At 60.0% G+C, this 16,898-nt stretch carries 9 protein-coding genes; 2 read left to right on the forward strand and 7 right to left on the reverse strand.

What is annotated here, in order from left to right; translation table 11 throughout:
- Positions 1–68: 68 nt before the first annotated feature.
- Both ACA071_RS31755 and pbpC read left to right on the forward strand, forming a co-directional pair.
- On the forward strand, positions 69–5,894 hold the full coding sequence (locus tag ACA071_RS31755) for an alpha-2-macroglobulin family protein (RefSeq protein WP_497642594.1): 5,826 nt from the start codon (positions 69–71) through the stop codon (positions 5,892–5,894).
- A gap of 17 nt (positions 5,895–5,911) precedes the next feature.
- Complete coding sequence (gene pbpC, locus ACA071_RS31760) at positions 5,912–8,209, forward strand: penicillin-binding protein 1C (RefSeq protein WP_497642595.1); 2,298 nt, start codon at positions 5,912–5,914, stop codon at positions 8,207–8,209.
- Between the two features lie 61 nt (positions 8,210–8,270).
- Here pbpC and glmS read toward each other — a convergent pair whose 3' ends face one another.
- The 7 genes from glmS to atpA form a co-directional block, all read right to left on the reverse strand.
- Complete coding sequence (gene glmS, locus ACA071_RS31765; protein ID WP_497642596.1) at positions 8,271–10,106, reverse strand: glutamine--fructose-6-phosphate transaminase (isomerizing); 1,836 nt, start codon at positions 10,104–10,106, stop codon at positions 8,271–8,273.
- Between the two features lies 1 nt (position 10,107).
- Positions 10,108–10,884: a DeoR/GlpR family DNA-binding transcription regulator gene (locus tag ACA071_RS31770; RefSeq protein ID WP_497642597.1), complete on the reverse strand. Its 777-nt coding sequence runs from the start codon at positions 10,882–10,884 to the stop codon at positions 10,108–10,110.
- 192 nt (positions 10,885–11,076) lie between these two features.
- Complete coding sequence (gene glmU / locus ACA071_RS31775) at positions 11,077–12,444, reverse strand: bifunctional UDP-N-acetylglucosamine diphosphorylase/glucosamine-1-phosphate N-acetyltransferase GlmU (protein ID WP_497642598.1); 1,368 nt, start codon at positions 12,442–12,444, stop codon at positions 11,077–11,079.
- A 118-nt stretch (positions 12,445–12,562) separates the two neighbouring features.
- Positions 12,563–12,988 (reverse strand): F0F1 ATP synthase subunit epsilon, encoded by a 426-nt coding sequence (locus tag ACA071_RS31780; protein WP_201115593.1) that lies wholly within the window; start codon positions 12,986–12,988, stop codon positions 12,563–12,565.
- Between the two features lie 45 nt (positions 12,989–13,033).
- Positions 13,034–14,413, reverse strand: coding sequence for a F0F1 ATP synthase subunit beta (gene atpD / locus ACA071_RS31785; RefSeq protein WP_497642599.1), 1,380 nt, complete (start codon positions 14,411–14,413; stop codon positions 13,034–13,036).
- Positions 14,414–14,440: 27 nt separating this feature from the next.
- Complete coding sequence (gene atpG / locus ACA071_RS31790) at positions 14,441–15,301, reverse strand: F0F1 ATP synthase subunit gamma (protein ID WP_133835239.1); 861 nt, start codon at positions 15,299–15,301, stop codon at positions 14,441–14,443.
- 50 nt (positions 15,302–15,351) lie between these two features.
- Complete coding sequence (gene atpA, locus ACA071_RS31795) at positions 15,352–16,896, reverse strand: F0F1 ATP synthase subunit alpha (RefSeq protein ID WP_213937709.1); 1,545 nt, start codon at positions 16,894–16,896, stop codon at positions 15,352–15,354.
- Between the last annotated feature and the right edge of the window lie 2 nt (positions 16,897–16,898).

Below are 16,898 nucleotides of genomic sequence, written 5' to 3' on the forward strand. Positions count from 1 at the left end.
CTAAAAGCCACGAAACACTTTGCAGGTTCGCGTGTAGGATATGCGGCACTTTGCCAAGGATGCGCACCATGTTCGACACGTTCAAAAAAACCTGCCGCCGTTTTTTCGGTGTTTTTTTAACCGTGATGGGTGCGCTTTTCAGCCTCGTGGGCTGGCTGCTTAAATCAATCTTTGGCCAATGGCAGCCGCCGTCCTGGATGGCTGCCCTGGGCAAAAAACTGGTAGCGCTGGGGCACAAGGCCCGGCCCTATCCAAAGCAGATTGCCGCGGCTGTGCTGGGTGTAGCCCTGCTGGTGGCGGCCGGTTTGTATGGTTGGCATTGGTATTCCAACCTGCCGCAACCGCACACCGTGACCTACTCGGTGCAATCGCCGAGCCTGACGAACTACGCCGTAACGCCGCCCACCTTCAACAACGTGCGAGTGCGCTTCACTGAATCCGTGGCACCGTTGCAGGACATCGGTAAACCGGTCACCAAGGGCATCACCCTTAAACCCGCCGTCAAAGGCGTCTGGCGTTGGGAGGATGATCGCAACCTGGTGTTCGTGCCGGATCAGGATTGGCCGATCAACGCCGAATACAGCCTCGACCTCGCGAAGAAAAATCTGCTGGCCGACGGCGTACTGCTGAACCAATACACCGGCAAGATTGCCACCGATTCCTTCCGTGTCCGCCTGGTCCAGAACGAGCTGTATCAAGATCCGGTCAACCCGACACTGAAACAGCAAGTCGCGACCTTTGGCTTTACCCATCCGGTGGACGAAGAAAGCGTACGCAAACGCGTGACCGTCACCCTCGGAAAAGGCTTGGCCTACCGCGACGCCCAAGCGCCGAACAAGCCTGAAATCAGCTTCGACGAACACAAACTCAACGTCTACATCCGCTCCGCTGCCCTCGCCACACCGCTGGAAAGCGTGGCGGTGATGATCAAGCTCGATGAAGGCATCAAGGCTCGGGACGGCGGTAACGTCAACCCTGCACCGGTCATCACTGAAGTCATGGTGCCCGGTCGCTATCGCCTGACCTTCGGTAACGCTGAGGTTCAGTTTGTCGACAACGAGCGCGGTGAGCCTGAACCCGTGCTGATGTTCAGCAGCTCCAGCGCCGTGGCCGATGAAATGCTGGCCGGCAAGGTGCAAGCCTGGTTGCTGCCGGAAAAACTCGCCGACGACCATACGCCCTGGTACACCAAGGACATCGACGAAAAGCTGCTGGCCCGCAGCAGCAAAGTCGCACTGACCCACGTGCCGAGCATCGAGCCGCTCAACACCCAACACGCCTTCAAGTTCAAGGCGCCGGCGGGTCGTGCGTTGTACATCCGCGTCCCGGCCAACCTCGAAGCCATCGGCGGCTACCTGGCGAAGAATCCAACGGCTTCCTTGGTGAGTATGCCGACCTACCCGCGCACGTTGCAGTTCATGTCCGACGGCGCGTTGCTGAGCCTCAACGGCGAGAAACGCCTGGGCTTCATGTCCCGTGGTGTGCCCGGCGCCCATGTGGAAATCGCCCGTTTGCTGCCCAACCAGTTGCAACACCTGGTGGACCAGAGCAGCGGCAGCTTCGCCCGGCCCAATTTCAGCAATGACTATTTCGACCGGATGGTCGAGCGCATGTCCCTGGACATCCCGCTGAACGCCGCCGACCCGTCGAAAACCGTCTACGACAACGTCGACCTCAGCCGTTACCTGAGCGCCAATGGCGGGCGCCGGGGGATTTTCGTGCTCAAGTTGAGCTCGCAGGATGATCCGTCCGAGCGCACCTTCGACCGCTACTCAGAAAACACTACCAGCGACTTGCGCTTCATTGTGGTCACGGACCTGGGGATCATCGCCAAGCGCTCCAGCGACGGCAGCCATGATGTCTACGTGCAATCCATCGGCAATGGCTCGCCCGTGACCGAGGCCCAGGTCGACATCATCGGCCGCAACGGCTTGCCGGTAAGCAGCGGCAGAACCGACGCCGAGGGTCACGTGCACTTCGCCAAACTCGATGAGTTGCGCCGTGAGAAAACCCCGCTGATGTACGTGGTGACCCGTGGCAACGACCAATCCTTTCTGCCAATTGCCCGCCAGTCCCAGCAACTGGACCTGTCGCGCTTCGACATCGGCGGCCTGGAAGAAGACGGCGCCACCGAGCGTCTGAGCGCTTACCTGTTTACCGATCGCGGTCTCTATCGTCCCGGCGAAACGGCGCACGTGGGCATGATCGTCCGTAGCGGCAACTGGAAAGGCGCTTTGCAGGGCCTGCCGGTGGAACTGAAAATCCTCGACCCACGGGGCATGGAAGTCATTCGCCAGCCCCTCAAACTGTCGGCCTCAGGCTTTGAAAGCTTTGATTTCGCCAGCAGCGAAGTGGCGCCAGCCGGGGATTACACCGCGACCCTGCAGTTGATCGGCGAGAAACAGTCCCGCACCGACCTGGGCAGCGTCAGCTTCAAGGTTCGCGATTTCGAGCCGGACCGCATGAAGGTCAGCCTGACCCTGCACGACACACCAGTGGTTGGCTGGATCCCGCCCGACCAAGTGGTGGCCAAGGTCACCGCCCTGCACCTGTTCGGTGCCCCGGCGACGGGTCGGCGCGTGACGGCAAAAATGTCCCTGAACCCGACGGCGGCGGCGTTTGATCGTTACCCCGATTACCGATTCCACCTGCGCGATTCCCTGGAAGAAGCCAGTTCCGAGGACCTGGCGGAAGCCGAGGCCGACGACAACGGCCAGGCAGTGCTCGACCTCGACCTGCAACGCTTTGCCAACAGCACCTATCGCCTGCAAGTCATGACCCAGGTCTATGAGGCCGAAGGTGGCCGCAACGTCGCGGCACAAAGCAGTCTGCTGGTGTCCTCCGCGCCGTATCTGGTAGGCGTGACCAGCCAGGATGCCCTCGGTTACGTCGCCAAGGACGCCCCGCGCCAGGTGCAATGGCTGGCCATCGCGCCGGACCTCACGCCACGGGCCGTGGATGGCCTGAGCACCGAGCTGGTGGAGCACCGCTACGTTTCGGTCCTGATCAAGCAAGCCAACGGCACCTTCAAATACGAGTCGCGGGTCAAGAACATCAGCCAGCCTGCCGTGCCCCTGACCTTGGGCAAGGCCGGCGCCAAACAGACGCTGAACACTGCCACCCCAGGCGATTACACCCTGCAATTGAAAGACCCTAGCGGCAACGTCATCAACGCCATCGACTACAGCGTTGCCGGGCGCGCCAACACCTCACGTTCCCTGGAGCGCAACGCCGAACTGCAACTGCGCCTGGACAAGCGCAGCTACGCCACTGGCGATGAGATTGCCATCAGCATTCGCGCGCCGTACACCGGCGCCGGGCTGATCACCATCGAACGCGACAAGGTCTACACCCAGCAATGGTTCAAGGCCGACAGCACCAACAGCGTGCAGCACATCCGCGTGCCGGCCGGGATTGAAGGCAACGCCTATATCAACGTGCAGTTCGTGCGGGACATCGGTTCGTCCGAGGTCTACATGAGCCCGCTGTCCTACGGCGTGGTGCCGTTCAGCATCAACCTCGATGCGCGGCGCATGGCGCTGAAGGTCGAAGGCCCGGCGAAAATCGAGCCGGGGCAAGTGCTGGATATCAAGGTTACGGCGGACCGGCCTTCCCGTGCCGTGGTTTACGCGGTGGACGAAGGCATCCTGCAAGTCGCGCGCTACAAGGCGCCGGACCCGCTGAGCTTCTTCTTCCAAAAACGCGCATTGGAGGTCAACACCAGTCAGATCCTTGACCTGATCCTGCCGGAATTCAGCCGTTTGCTCAGCGGCGCGGCACCGGGCGGTGATACGGAGAACGCCCTGGCCTCGCACCTCAACCCGTTCAAGCGCAAACACCAGCCACCCGTGGCCTGGTGGTCGGGCCTGGTCGACCTGCCGGTCGGTGAAACCGTGCTGCATTACCAGGTACCGGACAGCTTCAACGGCAAGTTGCATCTGTTTGCCGTGGCCGTGGATGCAGACAGCGTTGGTGTCAGCGAGGCCGCCACCGAGGTGCGCGGGCCGCTGGTGATCACGCCGAACGTGCCGGCGTTTGTCGCACCGGGCGACGTGTTCAGCGTCAGCGCTGGCGTGTTCAGCAACCTCGACACGGCGGCCAAGGTTAAATTCGAGCTGCAAACCAGCACCGGCTTGAAAGTCGAAGGCGCTCAGGACAACACCCTGGAGTTGCAACCGCGCAAGGAAGGCGTGGCGGAGTTCCGCATCAAGGTCCTGGAAAACCTCGGCTCGGCGGACCTGCGCTTTGTCGCAGTGCTGCCGGATGGCAAACGTATCCAGGTCGCGGAAACCACCTCGATCCGCCCATTAAGCGAACACCGGGTGGCCCTCAGCCTCGGCCGTTTCGACAGCGCCAGCAAAGAGCTGAAGCTCACCCGCGATCTGTTTCCGCAACTGCGTAATGTGCAAGTAGGTGTCGCCGCCTCGCCGCTGGTCTGGGCCAATGGCCTCAAGCATTACCTGGATGACTACGGTTACGCCTGCACCGAACAATTGGTGTCCAAGGCCATGCCGGCGTTGATCTGGGGCGGTACGGCACCCGAGGCCGAACAAGCCTTTAGCGGCGCGGTACGGATGCTGCGTCAGCGGCAGAATCAGGCCGGTGGCTTTGGTCTGTGGGCCGCCAACCCGGACGTTGCGCCTTACGCCAGTCTGTATGCCACCGACTTCCTGATCGAAGCCAAGGAACGCGGCTTGGCAGTACCGGAAGACTTGCTTGTACGCGCTAACGCCTACCTCACCGACCTGGCCAACGGCCCGAGCGAAGGCTTGGCGGAGTTGCGCAACCGCGCCTACGCCAGCTACTTGCTGAGTCGTCAGGGGATTCTGGTCAGCGGCGCCGTGAGCGATATCCGCGAGCGTTACGAGACCTACTTTAAAGCCACTTGGACCAACGACTTGGGCGCCGCTTACCTCGCCGCCAGTTACAAATTGCTCAAGCAGGATCGTCAGGCCGATGCGCTGTTCCGCAAAATCCCGTGGCGCTCCGTCGCCGATACCTGGGACAGCGACGGTTTGTATTACGACCCGCTGGTGCATGACGCCGAGCACCTGCATTTGCTCAGCCGCCACTTCCCCGAGCTGTTGGACGATGTGCCGGTGGCCCTGCTGGATAAACTCGGCAAGCGCCTCAACGAGCAGCGTTACAACTCGCTGTCCGCCGCGCTGTTGTTACGTGGCCTGGACAACTACGGCCAGCGCGCGCAAAGCGACATGACCCTCAAGGCCTCGGCCTGGTTGGGCGAGAAGCAGCAACAACTGTTGGAGATGGCGGGTCAGCCACCGCGCGCCGCCGTACCGGTCGGCACCAAGAAACTGCTGATGGAAAAAACCGATGGCCCAGCCGCGTTCTACATGTTCAGTGAGGCCGGTTTTGATCGCGGTACCCTCAAGCCGATCAGCAATGGCCTGGAGATCATCCACGAATACCTCGATCTGGACGGCAAAGTAGTCAGCAAAGTGAGTGTCGGTGATGAGTTCCTGGTGCGCCTGCGACTGCGCGCCACCGATCGCGATCAGGTGCAGCAAGTGGCTGTCGTCGATTTGCTGCCGGGCGGGGTTGAGCCGGTGTATCGCCTGCCACCGGAGCCGAAAGCTGCCAGAGAGGAAGACGATGAATCGCAATACAGCGACGACAGCGAAGAACCCGAGGCCTGGCAACCTCCTGTCGGTGAAAGCGAATTGAGCGACTGGCAACCGAACTACATTGATGTGCGCGATGACCGCGTGGTGTTCTACGGTACGGCGCGGCGCGATGTCGGCACTTTCGTCTATCGGGTACGCGCCACCAATGCCGGGACGTTCAAGACGCCACCGGCCTACGCTGAAGGCATGTACGAAACCACCCTGCAGGGCCGTGGCAAAGTCGGTCAGCTGGAAATCGTCAAACCTTGAGGAAACCGGGGCGACGATTGAAACCGCTGCTGGCCGTTGGATTGGCGGTGGGGGTGGTGTTGCTGGGGCTGAGGCTGTGGCCCCATGCGCCGCTGAGCGAAACGACGTCATCGTCACGCCAGGTGTTGGCGGACGATGGCTCGCTGCTGCGCATGACCCTGGCCGCCGATGGCCAGTATCGGCTATGGCTGCCACTGGAGCGTATCTCGCCATCGTTGGTCGAAGCGCTGTTGCTCAAGGAAGACCGCAATTTCTTCTGGCATCCGGGGATCAATCCTCCAGCACTGTTGCGCGCGGCCACGGCCACTTACAGCGGTGGCCAGCGTCAGGGCGGCTCGACGCTGAGCATGCAACTGGCCCGGCGCCTGTGGGACCTCAACACCCGGCAGATCCCCGGCAAGCTGCAACAAATGGCCCTGGCCTTGTGGCTGGAGGCGCGCTACAGCAAACACGAGATTCTTGAGGCCTACCTCAATCTGGCCCCGATGGGCGGCAATATCGAAGGCGCCGAAGCGGCGAGCCGGATTTACTTCGGCAAACCGGCCTCGCAGTTGTCGTTGTCCGAAGCCCTGGCGCTGGCGGTGATTCCTCAGCAACCCGGACGCCGCGCCAGCTTCGGGCCCTCGCTGCAGAACGCGCGACTGCGCTTGATGGCGGATTGGCGCGACACCTACCCTGACGACTCACGGAACAGCAGTTTGCTGGAACTGCCGCTGGAAGCGCGCAACCGCCAGCAGATTCCGTTTCTGGCGCCGCATTTAAGCGAGCAGTTACTGGCCGCCCAGACCGGCAATGAACTCAACAGCACGTTGAATTTACCCTTGCAGCAGTTGCTGGAACGTCTGATCAGCGGTTTTATTGCCGAGCGCAAAAGCACCGGCATCGAAAACGCCACGGCGATCCTGATCGACAGCCGCGACCAGAGCGTCAAGGCGCTGGTCGGCTCGGCGGACTACTTATCCACAGCCCTGCACGGGCAGGTCAACGGCATTCTGGCGCGCCGCTCACCGGGCTCGACCCTCAAGCCGTTTCTTTATGGGCTGGCGTTGGACCAAGGGCTGATCCACCCCATGAGTATTCTCAAGGACATGCCGAGCAGCTTCGGTTACTTCCAGCCGGAAAATTTCGACGGCAGTTATGTCGGTCCGCTGACGGCCCGCGATGCCTTGATCCGCAGCCGCAATATTCCGGCGGTGTGGCTGGCCAGCCAGGTCAAATCGCCGTCGTTGTACGGCTTTTTGCAGCAGGCCGGGATCAAGGGAATGCGCGGCGAAAGCCATTACGGTTTGGCCCTGGCCCTGGGCGGTGGCGAGATGACGCCCGAAGAGTTGGCGCGGCTGTACTTGATGCTGGCCGGCGACGGCCATTTGCGGCCACTGCGTTATCTGAGCGAACAACCGCAGAGCAGCGGCGATGCGTTGCTGACGCCACAATCGACATTCATGGTCCGCGACATGCTCAGGCGTAACCCGCGCCCCGATGGCTTGCCCGCCGACAGCCGTGGCCGACATTGGCGTACCGCGTGGAAAACCGGTACGTCGTGGGGTTTCCACGATGCCTGGAGCGCCGGCATCGTCGGGCCCTACGTGTTGGTGGTGTGGGTCGGCAACTTTGACGGTCGCCCCAACCCGGCGTTCATCGGCGCGAAAACCGCGGCGCCGCTGTTCTTTCGCATCGCCGACGCCCTGCCCCTGGCCTTGCCGACGGTAGCGGATCGAGTCGACAAGCCGCCTGCCGGCCTCACGCGCATCGACATCTGCGCGGCTTCCGGCGAGTTGCCCAACCGCTGGTGCCCGTCGACCCGCAAAACCTGGTACATCCCCGGTGTCTCGCCGATCCGCGTGTCCAACCTGCACCGCCCGGTGGTGATCGACACCCGTACCGGCAAAGCCGCTTGCGTGCCGTTCGATCCGCAGTACACCCGCGAAGAAGTCTTCGAGTTCTGGCCCAGCGATGTACAACGCCTGTACCGCGCCGCCGGCCTGCCCCGACGCACACCGCCCAACGTGGTCAAAAACTGCCAGCCCAACCCCAGCAGCGATCAGAGCGAAGCGCCACAAATCAGGTCGCCACTCACCCAAGTCAGCTATCAGCTGCGTCTTTCCCAGCCACAGGACAGCATCTCCCTGAGCGCCAATGCGGCCAGTGATGCGTTGAATCTCTATTGGTTTGCCGACCAGACCCTGATCGGCCAAGGCCCGCCGCAGACCGCGCTGAATTGGCGGCCGGGCAAGTCCGGGGTGTATCAATTGCGCGTCAGTGATGATCAGGGACGCAGTGCGAACAGAGGGCTGCGGGTGGAGTTTGTGCCCTGAGCGGCTGTCTTGAACAGCCGCCCTATAAGTAAGGCACTCCGCAGCAACCTCTGTGGATAACTTATTCCACCGTCACCGACTTCGCCAAGTTACGCGGCTGGTCAACGTCCGTGCCTTTCAACACGGCCACGTAGTACGACAGCAACTGCAGCGGGATGGTGTAGAGGATCGGTGACAGGATGTCGTGGATGTGCGGCATCTGCACAACATGAGTGCCTTCGCCATTGGTCATGCCGGCTTTCTCGTCAGCGAAGACGATCAGTTCGCCGCCACGGGCGCGGACTTCCTGGAGGTTGGATTTCAACTTCTCCAGCAGTTCGTTGTTCGGCGCCACGGTGACCACTGGCATGTCGTTATCCACAAGCGCCAACGGACCGTGTTTCAGTTCACCGGCCGGGTAGGCTTCGGCGTGGATGTAAGAGATTTCCTTGAGCTTGAGCGCCCCCTCCATCGCCACCGGGTATTGCGCCCCGCGACCCAGGAACAGCGTGTGGTTTTTGTCGGCGAACAGCTCGGCGATTTTTTCCACCGTGCTGTCCATGGCCAGGGCTTCGCCCAGACGGGTCGGCAAGCGACGCAATTCTTCAACCAGCGTGGCTTCGACACCTTTGGCCAATGAGCCGCGTACCTGGCCGAGGGACAGGGTCAGCAGCAACAGACCGACTAGTTGAGTGGTGAAGGCTTTGGTCGAGGCCACACCGATCTCGCGGCCGGCCTGGGTCAGCAGGGTCAGGTCGGATTCACGCACCAGGGAGCTGATACCGACGTTGCAGATCGCCAGGCTGGCGAGGAAGCCCAGTTCCTTGGCGTTGCGCAGAGCGGCCAGGGTATCAGCGGTTTCGCCAGACTGGGAAATGGTGACGAACAGGGTGTCGGGTTGCACCACGACTTTGCGGTAGCGGAATTCGCTGGCGACTTCGACCTGGCACGGGATACCGGCCAGCTCTTCGAGCCAGTAACGGGCAACCATACCGGCGTGGTAGCTAGTGCCGCAGGCGACGATCTGTACGTTGCGAACCTTGGCGAACAGCTCGGGAGCCTCTGGACCGAAGGCTTGCACCAAGACTTGTTGCTGGCTCAAACGCCCTTCCAGCGTGCGTTGCACGACCGTAGGTTGCTCATGGATTTCCTTGAGCATGAAGTGGCGGTATTCGCCTTTTTCAGCGGACTCCGCATTGTCGCCGTACTGCACGGCTTCGCGCTCAACGACTTTGCCGTCAATGTCCCAGATCTGCACGCTGTCGCGGCGAATCTCGGCGATATCGCCTTCTTCCAGGTACATGAAGCGGTCGGTGACCTGACGCAGGGCCAATTGGTCGGAGGCGAGGAAGTTTTCCCCCAGGCCCAGACCAATCACCAGCGGGCTGCCACTGCGGGCGGCGACCAGGCGATCAGGCTGGTCGGCGCTGATAACCGCCAGACCATAAGCACCGTGCAACTCTTTAACGGTAGCCTTGAGGGCCACGGTCAGATCGTGCAGATCCTTGAGTTTATGCGCCAGCAGGTGGGCGATGACTTCGGTGTCAGTGTCCGAGGTGAACACGTATCCCTGGGCCTTCAACTGTTCACGCAGGGCTTCGTGGTTCTCGATGATGCCGTTATGCACAATGGCCAGGTTCTGCCCGGAGAACATTGGGTGGGCGTTGCGTTCGCAGGGGGCACCATGGGTTGCCCAACGGGTATGGGCGATGCCCAGACGACCGATCAGCGGTGCCTCGGTCAGGGCTTGATCCAGTTCGCTGACCTTGCCCGGACGGCGGACGCGATCGAGGATCCCGTCATTGGTGAAAACCGCCACGCCGGCGCTGTCGTAGCCACGGTATTCCAGGCGCTTCAGACCTTCGAGCAGGATGGCGGTGATGTTACGTTCTGCGACGGCGCCGACTATTCCACACATGCTATTTCTCCTGACTGACAGCCGCGAGGATCAAATTGATACCGCGAGCCTGAATCTGATCCCGTGCCTCAAGCGGCAGGCGATCATCGGTAATAAGGGTATGGACGCTGCTCCAGGGCAGTTCCAGGTTGGGAATCTTGCGGCCGATCTTGTCAGCCTCGACCATCACCACCACTTCCCGGGCGACTTCGGCCATGACGCGGCTCAAACCCAGCAATTCATTGAAGGTGGTGGTGCCACGCACCAGATCGATGCCATCAGCACCGATGAACAACTGGTCGAAGTCGTAAGAGCGTAGTACCTGCTCGGCGACCTGCCCCTGAAAGGACTCGGAATGCGGATCCCAGGTGCCGCCGGTCATCAACAGCACCGGTTCGTGCTCCAGTTCGCTCAGGGCGTTGGCCACATTCAGGGAGTTTGTCATCACCACCAGGCCGGGTTGCTGACCGAGTTCCGGGATCATGGCGGCGGTGGTGCTGCCGCTGTCGATGATGATCCGCGCATGCTCGCGAATCCGCAGTACCGCGGCGCGAGCGATGGCTTGCTTGTGCTTGGAAACCGGTTGGCCAAGGTCCGCGACCAGTTCCTGCGGCATGGTGATCGCGCCACCGTAACGGCGCAACAGCAGGCCATTGCTTTCAAGGGCAGCGAGATCCTTGCGAATCGTCACTTCCGAGGTCTCGAAGCGCTTGGCCAACTCGTCCACACTGACTTCCCCCTGCTCGTTGAGCAAGGCGAGGATGTTGTGGCGGCGTTGAGGTGTATTACGCTTTGACATGAGCTGGTAAGTTTCGATTCGAAAGATAACGAAAGCAATCAAAACCTATTGGCGAAACTTCGTCAAGCCGGGGCACGAAGAAAATGTGTGGATAACCCAAAAAAGATCGCAGCCTTCGGCAGCTCCTACACGGGATTTGCGTTCACCCTGTAGGAGCTGCCGAAGACTGCGATCTTTTGATCTGTGGATAACTCAACTCTTCTTGATTTTCTCCGGCCGCTTCCAGCCGTCGATGTTCTTCTGCCGCGCCCGGCCTACCGCCAACTGCGCGTTATCCACATTCTGGGTAATGGTCGAACCCGCCGCAGTGGTCGCACCGGAGGAGATATCCACAGGCGCCACCAACGAGTTGTTGGAACCGATGAACACATCTTCACCCAGCACGGTTTTCCACTTGTTGGCGCCGTCGTAGTTGCAGGTGATGGTGCCGGCACCGATGTTGGTCCGCGCGCCGATCTCGGCATCGCCCAGATAACTCAGGTGACCGGCCTTGGCGCCCTCGCCCATGTGAGCATTTTTCAGTTCGACAAAGTTACCCACATGGGCACGCGCCTCAAGCACGGTCCCCGGACGCAAACGGGCGAACGGGCCGGCATCGCTGCCCTCGCCCAGAATCGCGCCTTCGATATGACTGTTGGCCTTGATCACTACGCCTTTGCGCAGGGTGCTGTCCTTGATCACGCAGTTCGGGCCAATGACCACGTCGTCTTCGATCACCACGTTGCCTTCGAGGATCACGTTGATGTCGATCAGCACATCACGACCGACGGTCACTTCTCCGCGCACATCGAAGCGGGCCGGGTCACGCAGGGTCACGCCCTGGGCCATCAAGCGACGACCGACGCGCAACTGATAGTGACGCTCCAGTTCCGCGAGTTGCTTGCGGTCGTTGGCGCCCTGCACTTCCATGGCATCAACGGGCTGTTCGGTGGCCACCACCAAACCATCGCTGACCGCCATCGCAATCACGTCGGTCAGGTAGTACTCGCCTTGGGCATTGTTGTTGGAGAGCCGGCTCATCCAGTCGCCCAGGCGCTCAAACGGAACGGCGAGAATGCCGGTGTTGCCTTCGGTGATCGCGCGTTCGGCTTCGTTGGTGTCTTTCTGCTCGACGATGGCCGTGACCTTGCCGTCGGCATCACGCACGATACGGCCGTAACCGGTCGGATCATCCAGCTCGACGGTGAGCAAACCCAGTTGCTGCGGCGTCACCTGCTTGAGCAGGCGTTGCAGGGTTTCGACTTCGATCAGTGGCACGTCGCCGTAAAGGATCAGCACGGTGTCGGAGGTGATGAACGGTACGGCTTGGGCCACCGCATGGCCGGTGCCCAGTTGCTTGTCTTGCAGCACGAAATTCAGATCATCCGCTGCCAGGCGCTCACGCACCGCATCAGCGCCATGGCCGATCACCACATGAATGCGCTGCGGATCAAGTTGCCGGGCGCTGTGGATAACATGGCCCAGCATCGAGTTGCCGGCAATCGGGTGCAAGACCTTGGGCAACGCCGAGCGCATGCGAGTGCCTTGGCCGGCAGCGAGAATAACAATTTCGAGAGACATGACTGGCTACCAATCCTGGGTGGTCAGCAACTGCGACCAGGTTATATAAAGTCAGAAAAGAAAAAAGGGTAGCCGAGGCTACCCTTTTTAATCAATCGCACAACAAGTCGATGACGAATTAACCGCCGAACTTCTTGCGGATCTGCTGGACGGTGCGCAGCTGAGCTGTCGCCTCGGCCAGACGTGCGGCAGCAGAACCGTAATCGAATTCTGCGCCACGTTCATGCAAGGCCTTCTCGGCAGCCTTAACGGCTTCCTGAGCGGAGGCTTCATCCAGGTCGGCAGCACGTTGCACGGTGTCGGCAAGAACCTTGACCATGTTCGGCTGAACCTCGAGGAAACCACCGGAGATGTAAAACACCTCGGTTTCCCCGCCCTGCTTGATCAGGCGGATCGGGCCCGGCTTGAGATTAGTGATCAGCGGCGCGTGACCCAGGGCGATACCAAGATCACCCAGTGCACCGTGCGCAATCACCATCTCGACCAGGCCGGAAAAGATTTCCCCTTCCGCGCTGACGATATCGCAATGGACTGTCATAGCCATCTGATTGCCTCAACCTAAATTAGCGCCCGTTGCCGGGCGCCGGGATTACAGTTTCTTGGCTTTCTCGATCGCTTCTTCGATGCCGCCGACCATGTAGAACGCTTGTTCTGGCAGGTGGTCGTAGTCACCGTTGAGGATGCCTTTGAAGCCAGCAATAGTGTCTTTCAGGGAAACGTATTTACCCGAAGCACCGGTGAAGACTTCAGCCACGAAGAACGGTTGCGACAAGAAGCGCTGGATCTTACGAGCACGGTTTACCAACTGCTTGTCGGCTTCCGACAGCTCGTCCATACCCAGGATCGCAATGATGTCCTTCAGTTCTTTGTAACGCTGCAGAACATACTGAACGCCGCGAGCGGTGTCGTAGTGGTCCTGGCCGATCACGTTCGGATCCAGCTGGCGCGAAGTCGAGTCGAGTGGATCGACCGCTGGGTAGATACCCAGGGAAGCGATGTCACGGGACAGAACGACGGTGGCGTCCAAGTGGGCGAAAGTGGTCGCTGGCGACGGGTCAGTCAAGTCATCCGCAGGTACGTATACCGCTTGGATCGAGGTGATCGAACCGTTTTTGGTCGAAGTGATGCGCTCTTGCAGAGTACCCATCTCTTCGGCCAGGGTCGGCTGGTAACCTACTGCGGAAGGCATACGGCCCAGCAGTGCGGATACTTCAGTACCGGCCAAGGTGTAACGATAGATGTTGTCGACGAACAGCAGAACGTCGTTACCTTCGTCACGGAACTTCTCGGCCATGGTCAGGCCGGTCAGTGCTACGCGCAGACGGTTACCCGGCGGCTCGTTCATCTGACCGTAAACCAGTGCCACTTTGTCCAGAACGTTGGAATCCTTCATCTCGTGGTAGAAGTCGTTACCCTCACGAGTACGCTCACCCACACCGGCGAACACGGAATAACCGCTGTGCTCGATGGCGATGTTACGGATCAGTTCCATCATGTTTACGGTTTTGCCTACACCGGCACCACCGAACAGACCGACTTTACCACCCTTGGCGAACGGGCAAACCAGGTCGATAACCTTGATGCCGGTTTCCAGCAGGTCGTTGCCGCCCGCTTGTTCAGCGAAGGTTGGCGCAGGACGGTGAATGCCCCAGCGCTCTTCGGTTTCGATCGGGCCAGCTTCGTCGATCGGGTTACCGAGGACGTCCATGATCCGGCCCAGGGTCGCTTTACCGACCGGTACGGAGATGGCTGCGCCAGAGTCGGTGACTTCCAGACCGCGCTTCAAGCCCTCGGTGGAACCCATCGCAATGGTACGAACCACGCCGTCGCCCAGCTGCTGCTGAACTTCCAGAGTGGTGCCGGCATCGCTTTGTACTTTCAACGCGTTGTAGATGCTCGGTACGCTGTCGCGTGGGAATTCCACGTCGATAACGGCGCCGATGATTTGAACGATACGTCCGCTACTCATAGCTGGATCCTCTGAATATTTGAACCGTTAAACCGCGGCAGCGCCGCCGACGATTTCCGAGATCTCTTGGGTGATCGCAGCCTGACGCGCCTTGTTGTAGATCAGTTGCAAATCGCTGATCAAATCACCGGCGTTGTCAGTAGCGTTCTTCATCGCGATCATCCGCGCAGCTTGTTCAGCCGCGTTGTTCTCGACCACCGCCTGGTAGACCTGCGACTCCACGTAGCGAACCATCAAGCCGTCAAGCAGCTCTTTGGCGTCCGGTTCGTAGAGATAGTCCCAGTGGTGCTTGAGTTCTTGATCCGGGGTTGCCACCAGTGGAATCAACTGCTCCACGGTAGGCTGTTGCGTCATGGTGTTGATGAACTTGTTGGACACAACGCTCAGACGGTCGATACGGCCATCCAGGTAGGCATCCAGCATCACCTTGACGCTGCCAATCAGATCATTGATCGATGGCTCTTCACCCAGGTGGCTGATAGCTGCTACGACGTTACCGCCGAAGTTGCGGAAGAAAGCCGCACCCTTGCTACCAACAACACACAGATCGATCTCGACGCCGTTTTCACGGTTTTTCGCCATGTCCTTGACCAGGGCCTTGAACAGGTTGGTGTTCAAGCCACCACACAGACCACGGTCACTGCTCACCACGACATAACCGACGCGCTTGATTTCACGGTCGAGCATGAATGGGTGGCGATATTCCGGGTTAGCGTTGGCCAAATGACCAATAACCTGGCGGATGCGCTCCGCGTAAGGACGGCTAGCAGCCATGCGCATTTGTGCCTTGCGCATTTTACTGACCGCCACTTTTTCCATGGCGCTGGTAATCTTTTGCGTGCTTTTGATGCTCGCAATCTTACTGCGAATCTCTTTTGCGCCTGCCATGTAACACCTATCAGGTTAGCAAGCGGGAGCCTTGCGGCTCCCGCTGCGGCTTACCAGGTTTGGGTGGCCTTGAACTTCTCGATACCGGCTTTCAAGCCAGCGTCGATTTCGTCATTGAAGTCACCCTTCACGTTGATCTTCGCCATCAAATCGGCGTGATCGCGGTTGAAGAAAGCAATCAGCGCTTGTTCGAAGCTGCCGATCTTGGCGATTTCAATGTCAGTCAGGAACCCACGCTCAGCGGCATACAGCGACAGCGCCATGTCAGCGATCGACATTGGTGCGTATTGCTTCTGCTTCATCAGCTCGGTAACGCGCTGACCATGCTCAAGTTGCTTACGGGTCGCTTCGTCCAGGTCAGAAGCGAACTGGGCGAATGCCGCCAGTTCACGGTACTGAGCCAGAGCGGTACGGATACCACCGGAGAGCTTCTTGATGATCTTGGTCTGAGCGGCACCACCCACACGGGATACCGAAACACCGGCGTTCACAGCAGGACGGATCCCGGAGTTGAACATGGCCGATTCCAGGAAGATCTGACCGTCGGTGATGGAAATCACGTTGGTCGGAACGAACGCGGAAACGTCGCCAGCCTGGGTTTCGATGATCGGCAGTGCGGTCAGGGAACCGGTTTTGCCGGTCACTGCGCCGTTGGTGAACTTCTCTACGTATTCTTCCGAAACGCGGGATGCGCGCTCCAGCAGACGGGAGTGGAGATAGAACACGTCGCCTGGGTAAGCTTCACGGCCTGGTGGACGGCGCAGCAGCAGGGAAATCTGGCGGTAAGCCACTGCTTGCTTGGACAGATCGTCATAAACGATCAGCGCGTCTTCACCGCGGTCGCGGAAGAATTCACCCATGGTGCAACCGGAGTACGGGGCCAGGAATTGCAGTGCTGCAGATTCCGAAGCGCTCGCTGCCACGACGATGGTGTTAGCCAGTGCGCCGTTTTCTTCCAGCTTGCGAACAACGTTGGCGATGGTCGATTGCTTCTGACCGATCGCTACGTAGACGCAGAAAATGCCGCTGTCTTTCTGGTTGATGATCGCGTCGATCGCCAGAGCGGTTTTACCGATCTGACGGTCACCGATGATCAGCTCACGCTGGCCACGGCCGACAGGAATCATGGCATCGACAGCCTTGTAGCCAGTCTGTACAGGCTGGTCTACCGACTTACGCCAGATCACGCCTGGAGCAACTTTCTCGACCGCATCGGTCTCGGTGTTGTTCAGCGGACCTTTGCCGTCAACTGGGTTACCCAGTGCGTCGACTACGCGACCCAGCAGTTCCTTACCAACCGGAACTTCGAGGATGCGGCCAGTGCACTTGGCGCTCATGCCTTCAGCCAGAGACTGGTAGGAGCCCAAAACAACGGCGCCTACAGAGTCTTGCTCAAGGTTGAGGGCCATACCGAAGACGCCGCCCGGAAACTCGATCATCTCGCCGTACATGACGTCGGCCAGACCGTGAATCCGCACGATGCCGTCAGATACGCTGACGACTGTGCCTTCGTTACGGGCTTGGGAGGTCACATCGAGTTTGTCGATGCGGCCCTTGATAATTTCACTTATTTCGGAAGGATTGAGTTGCTGCATTG

This window comes from Pseudomonas sp. LBUM1646 (assembly GCF_059716165.1).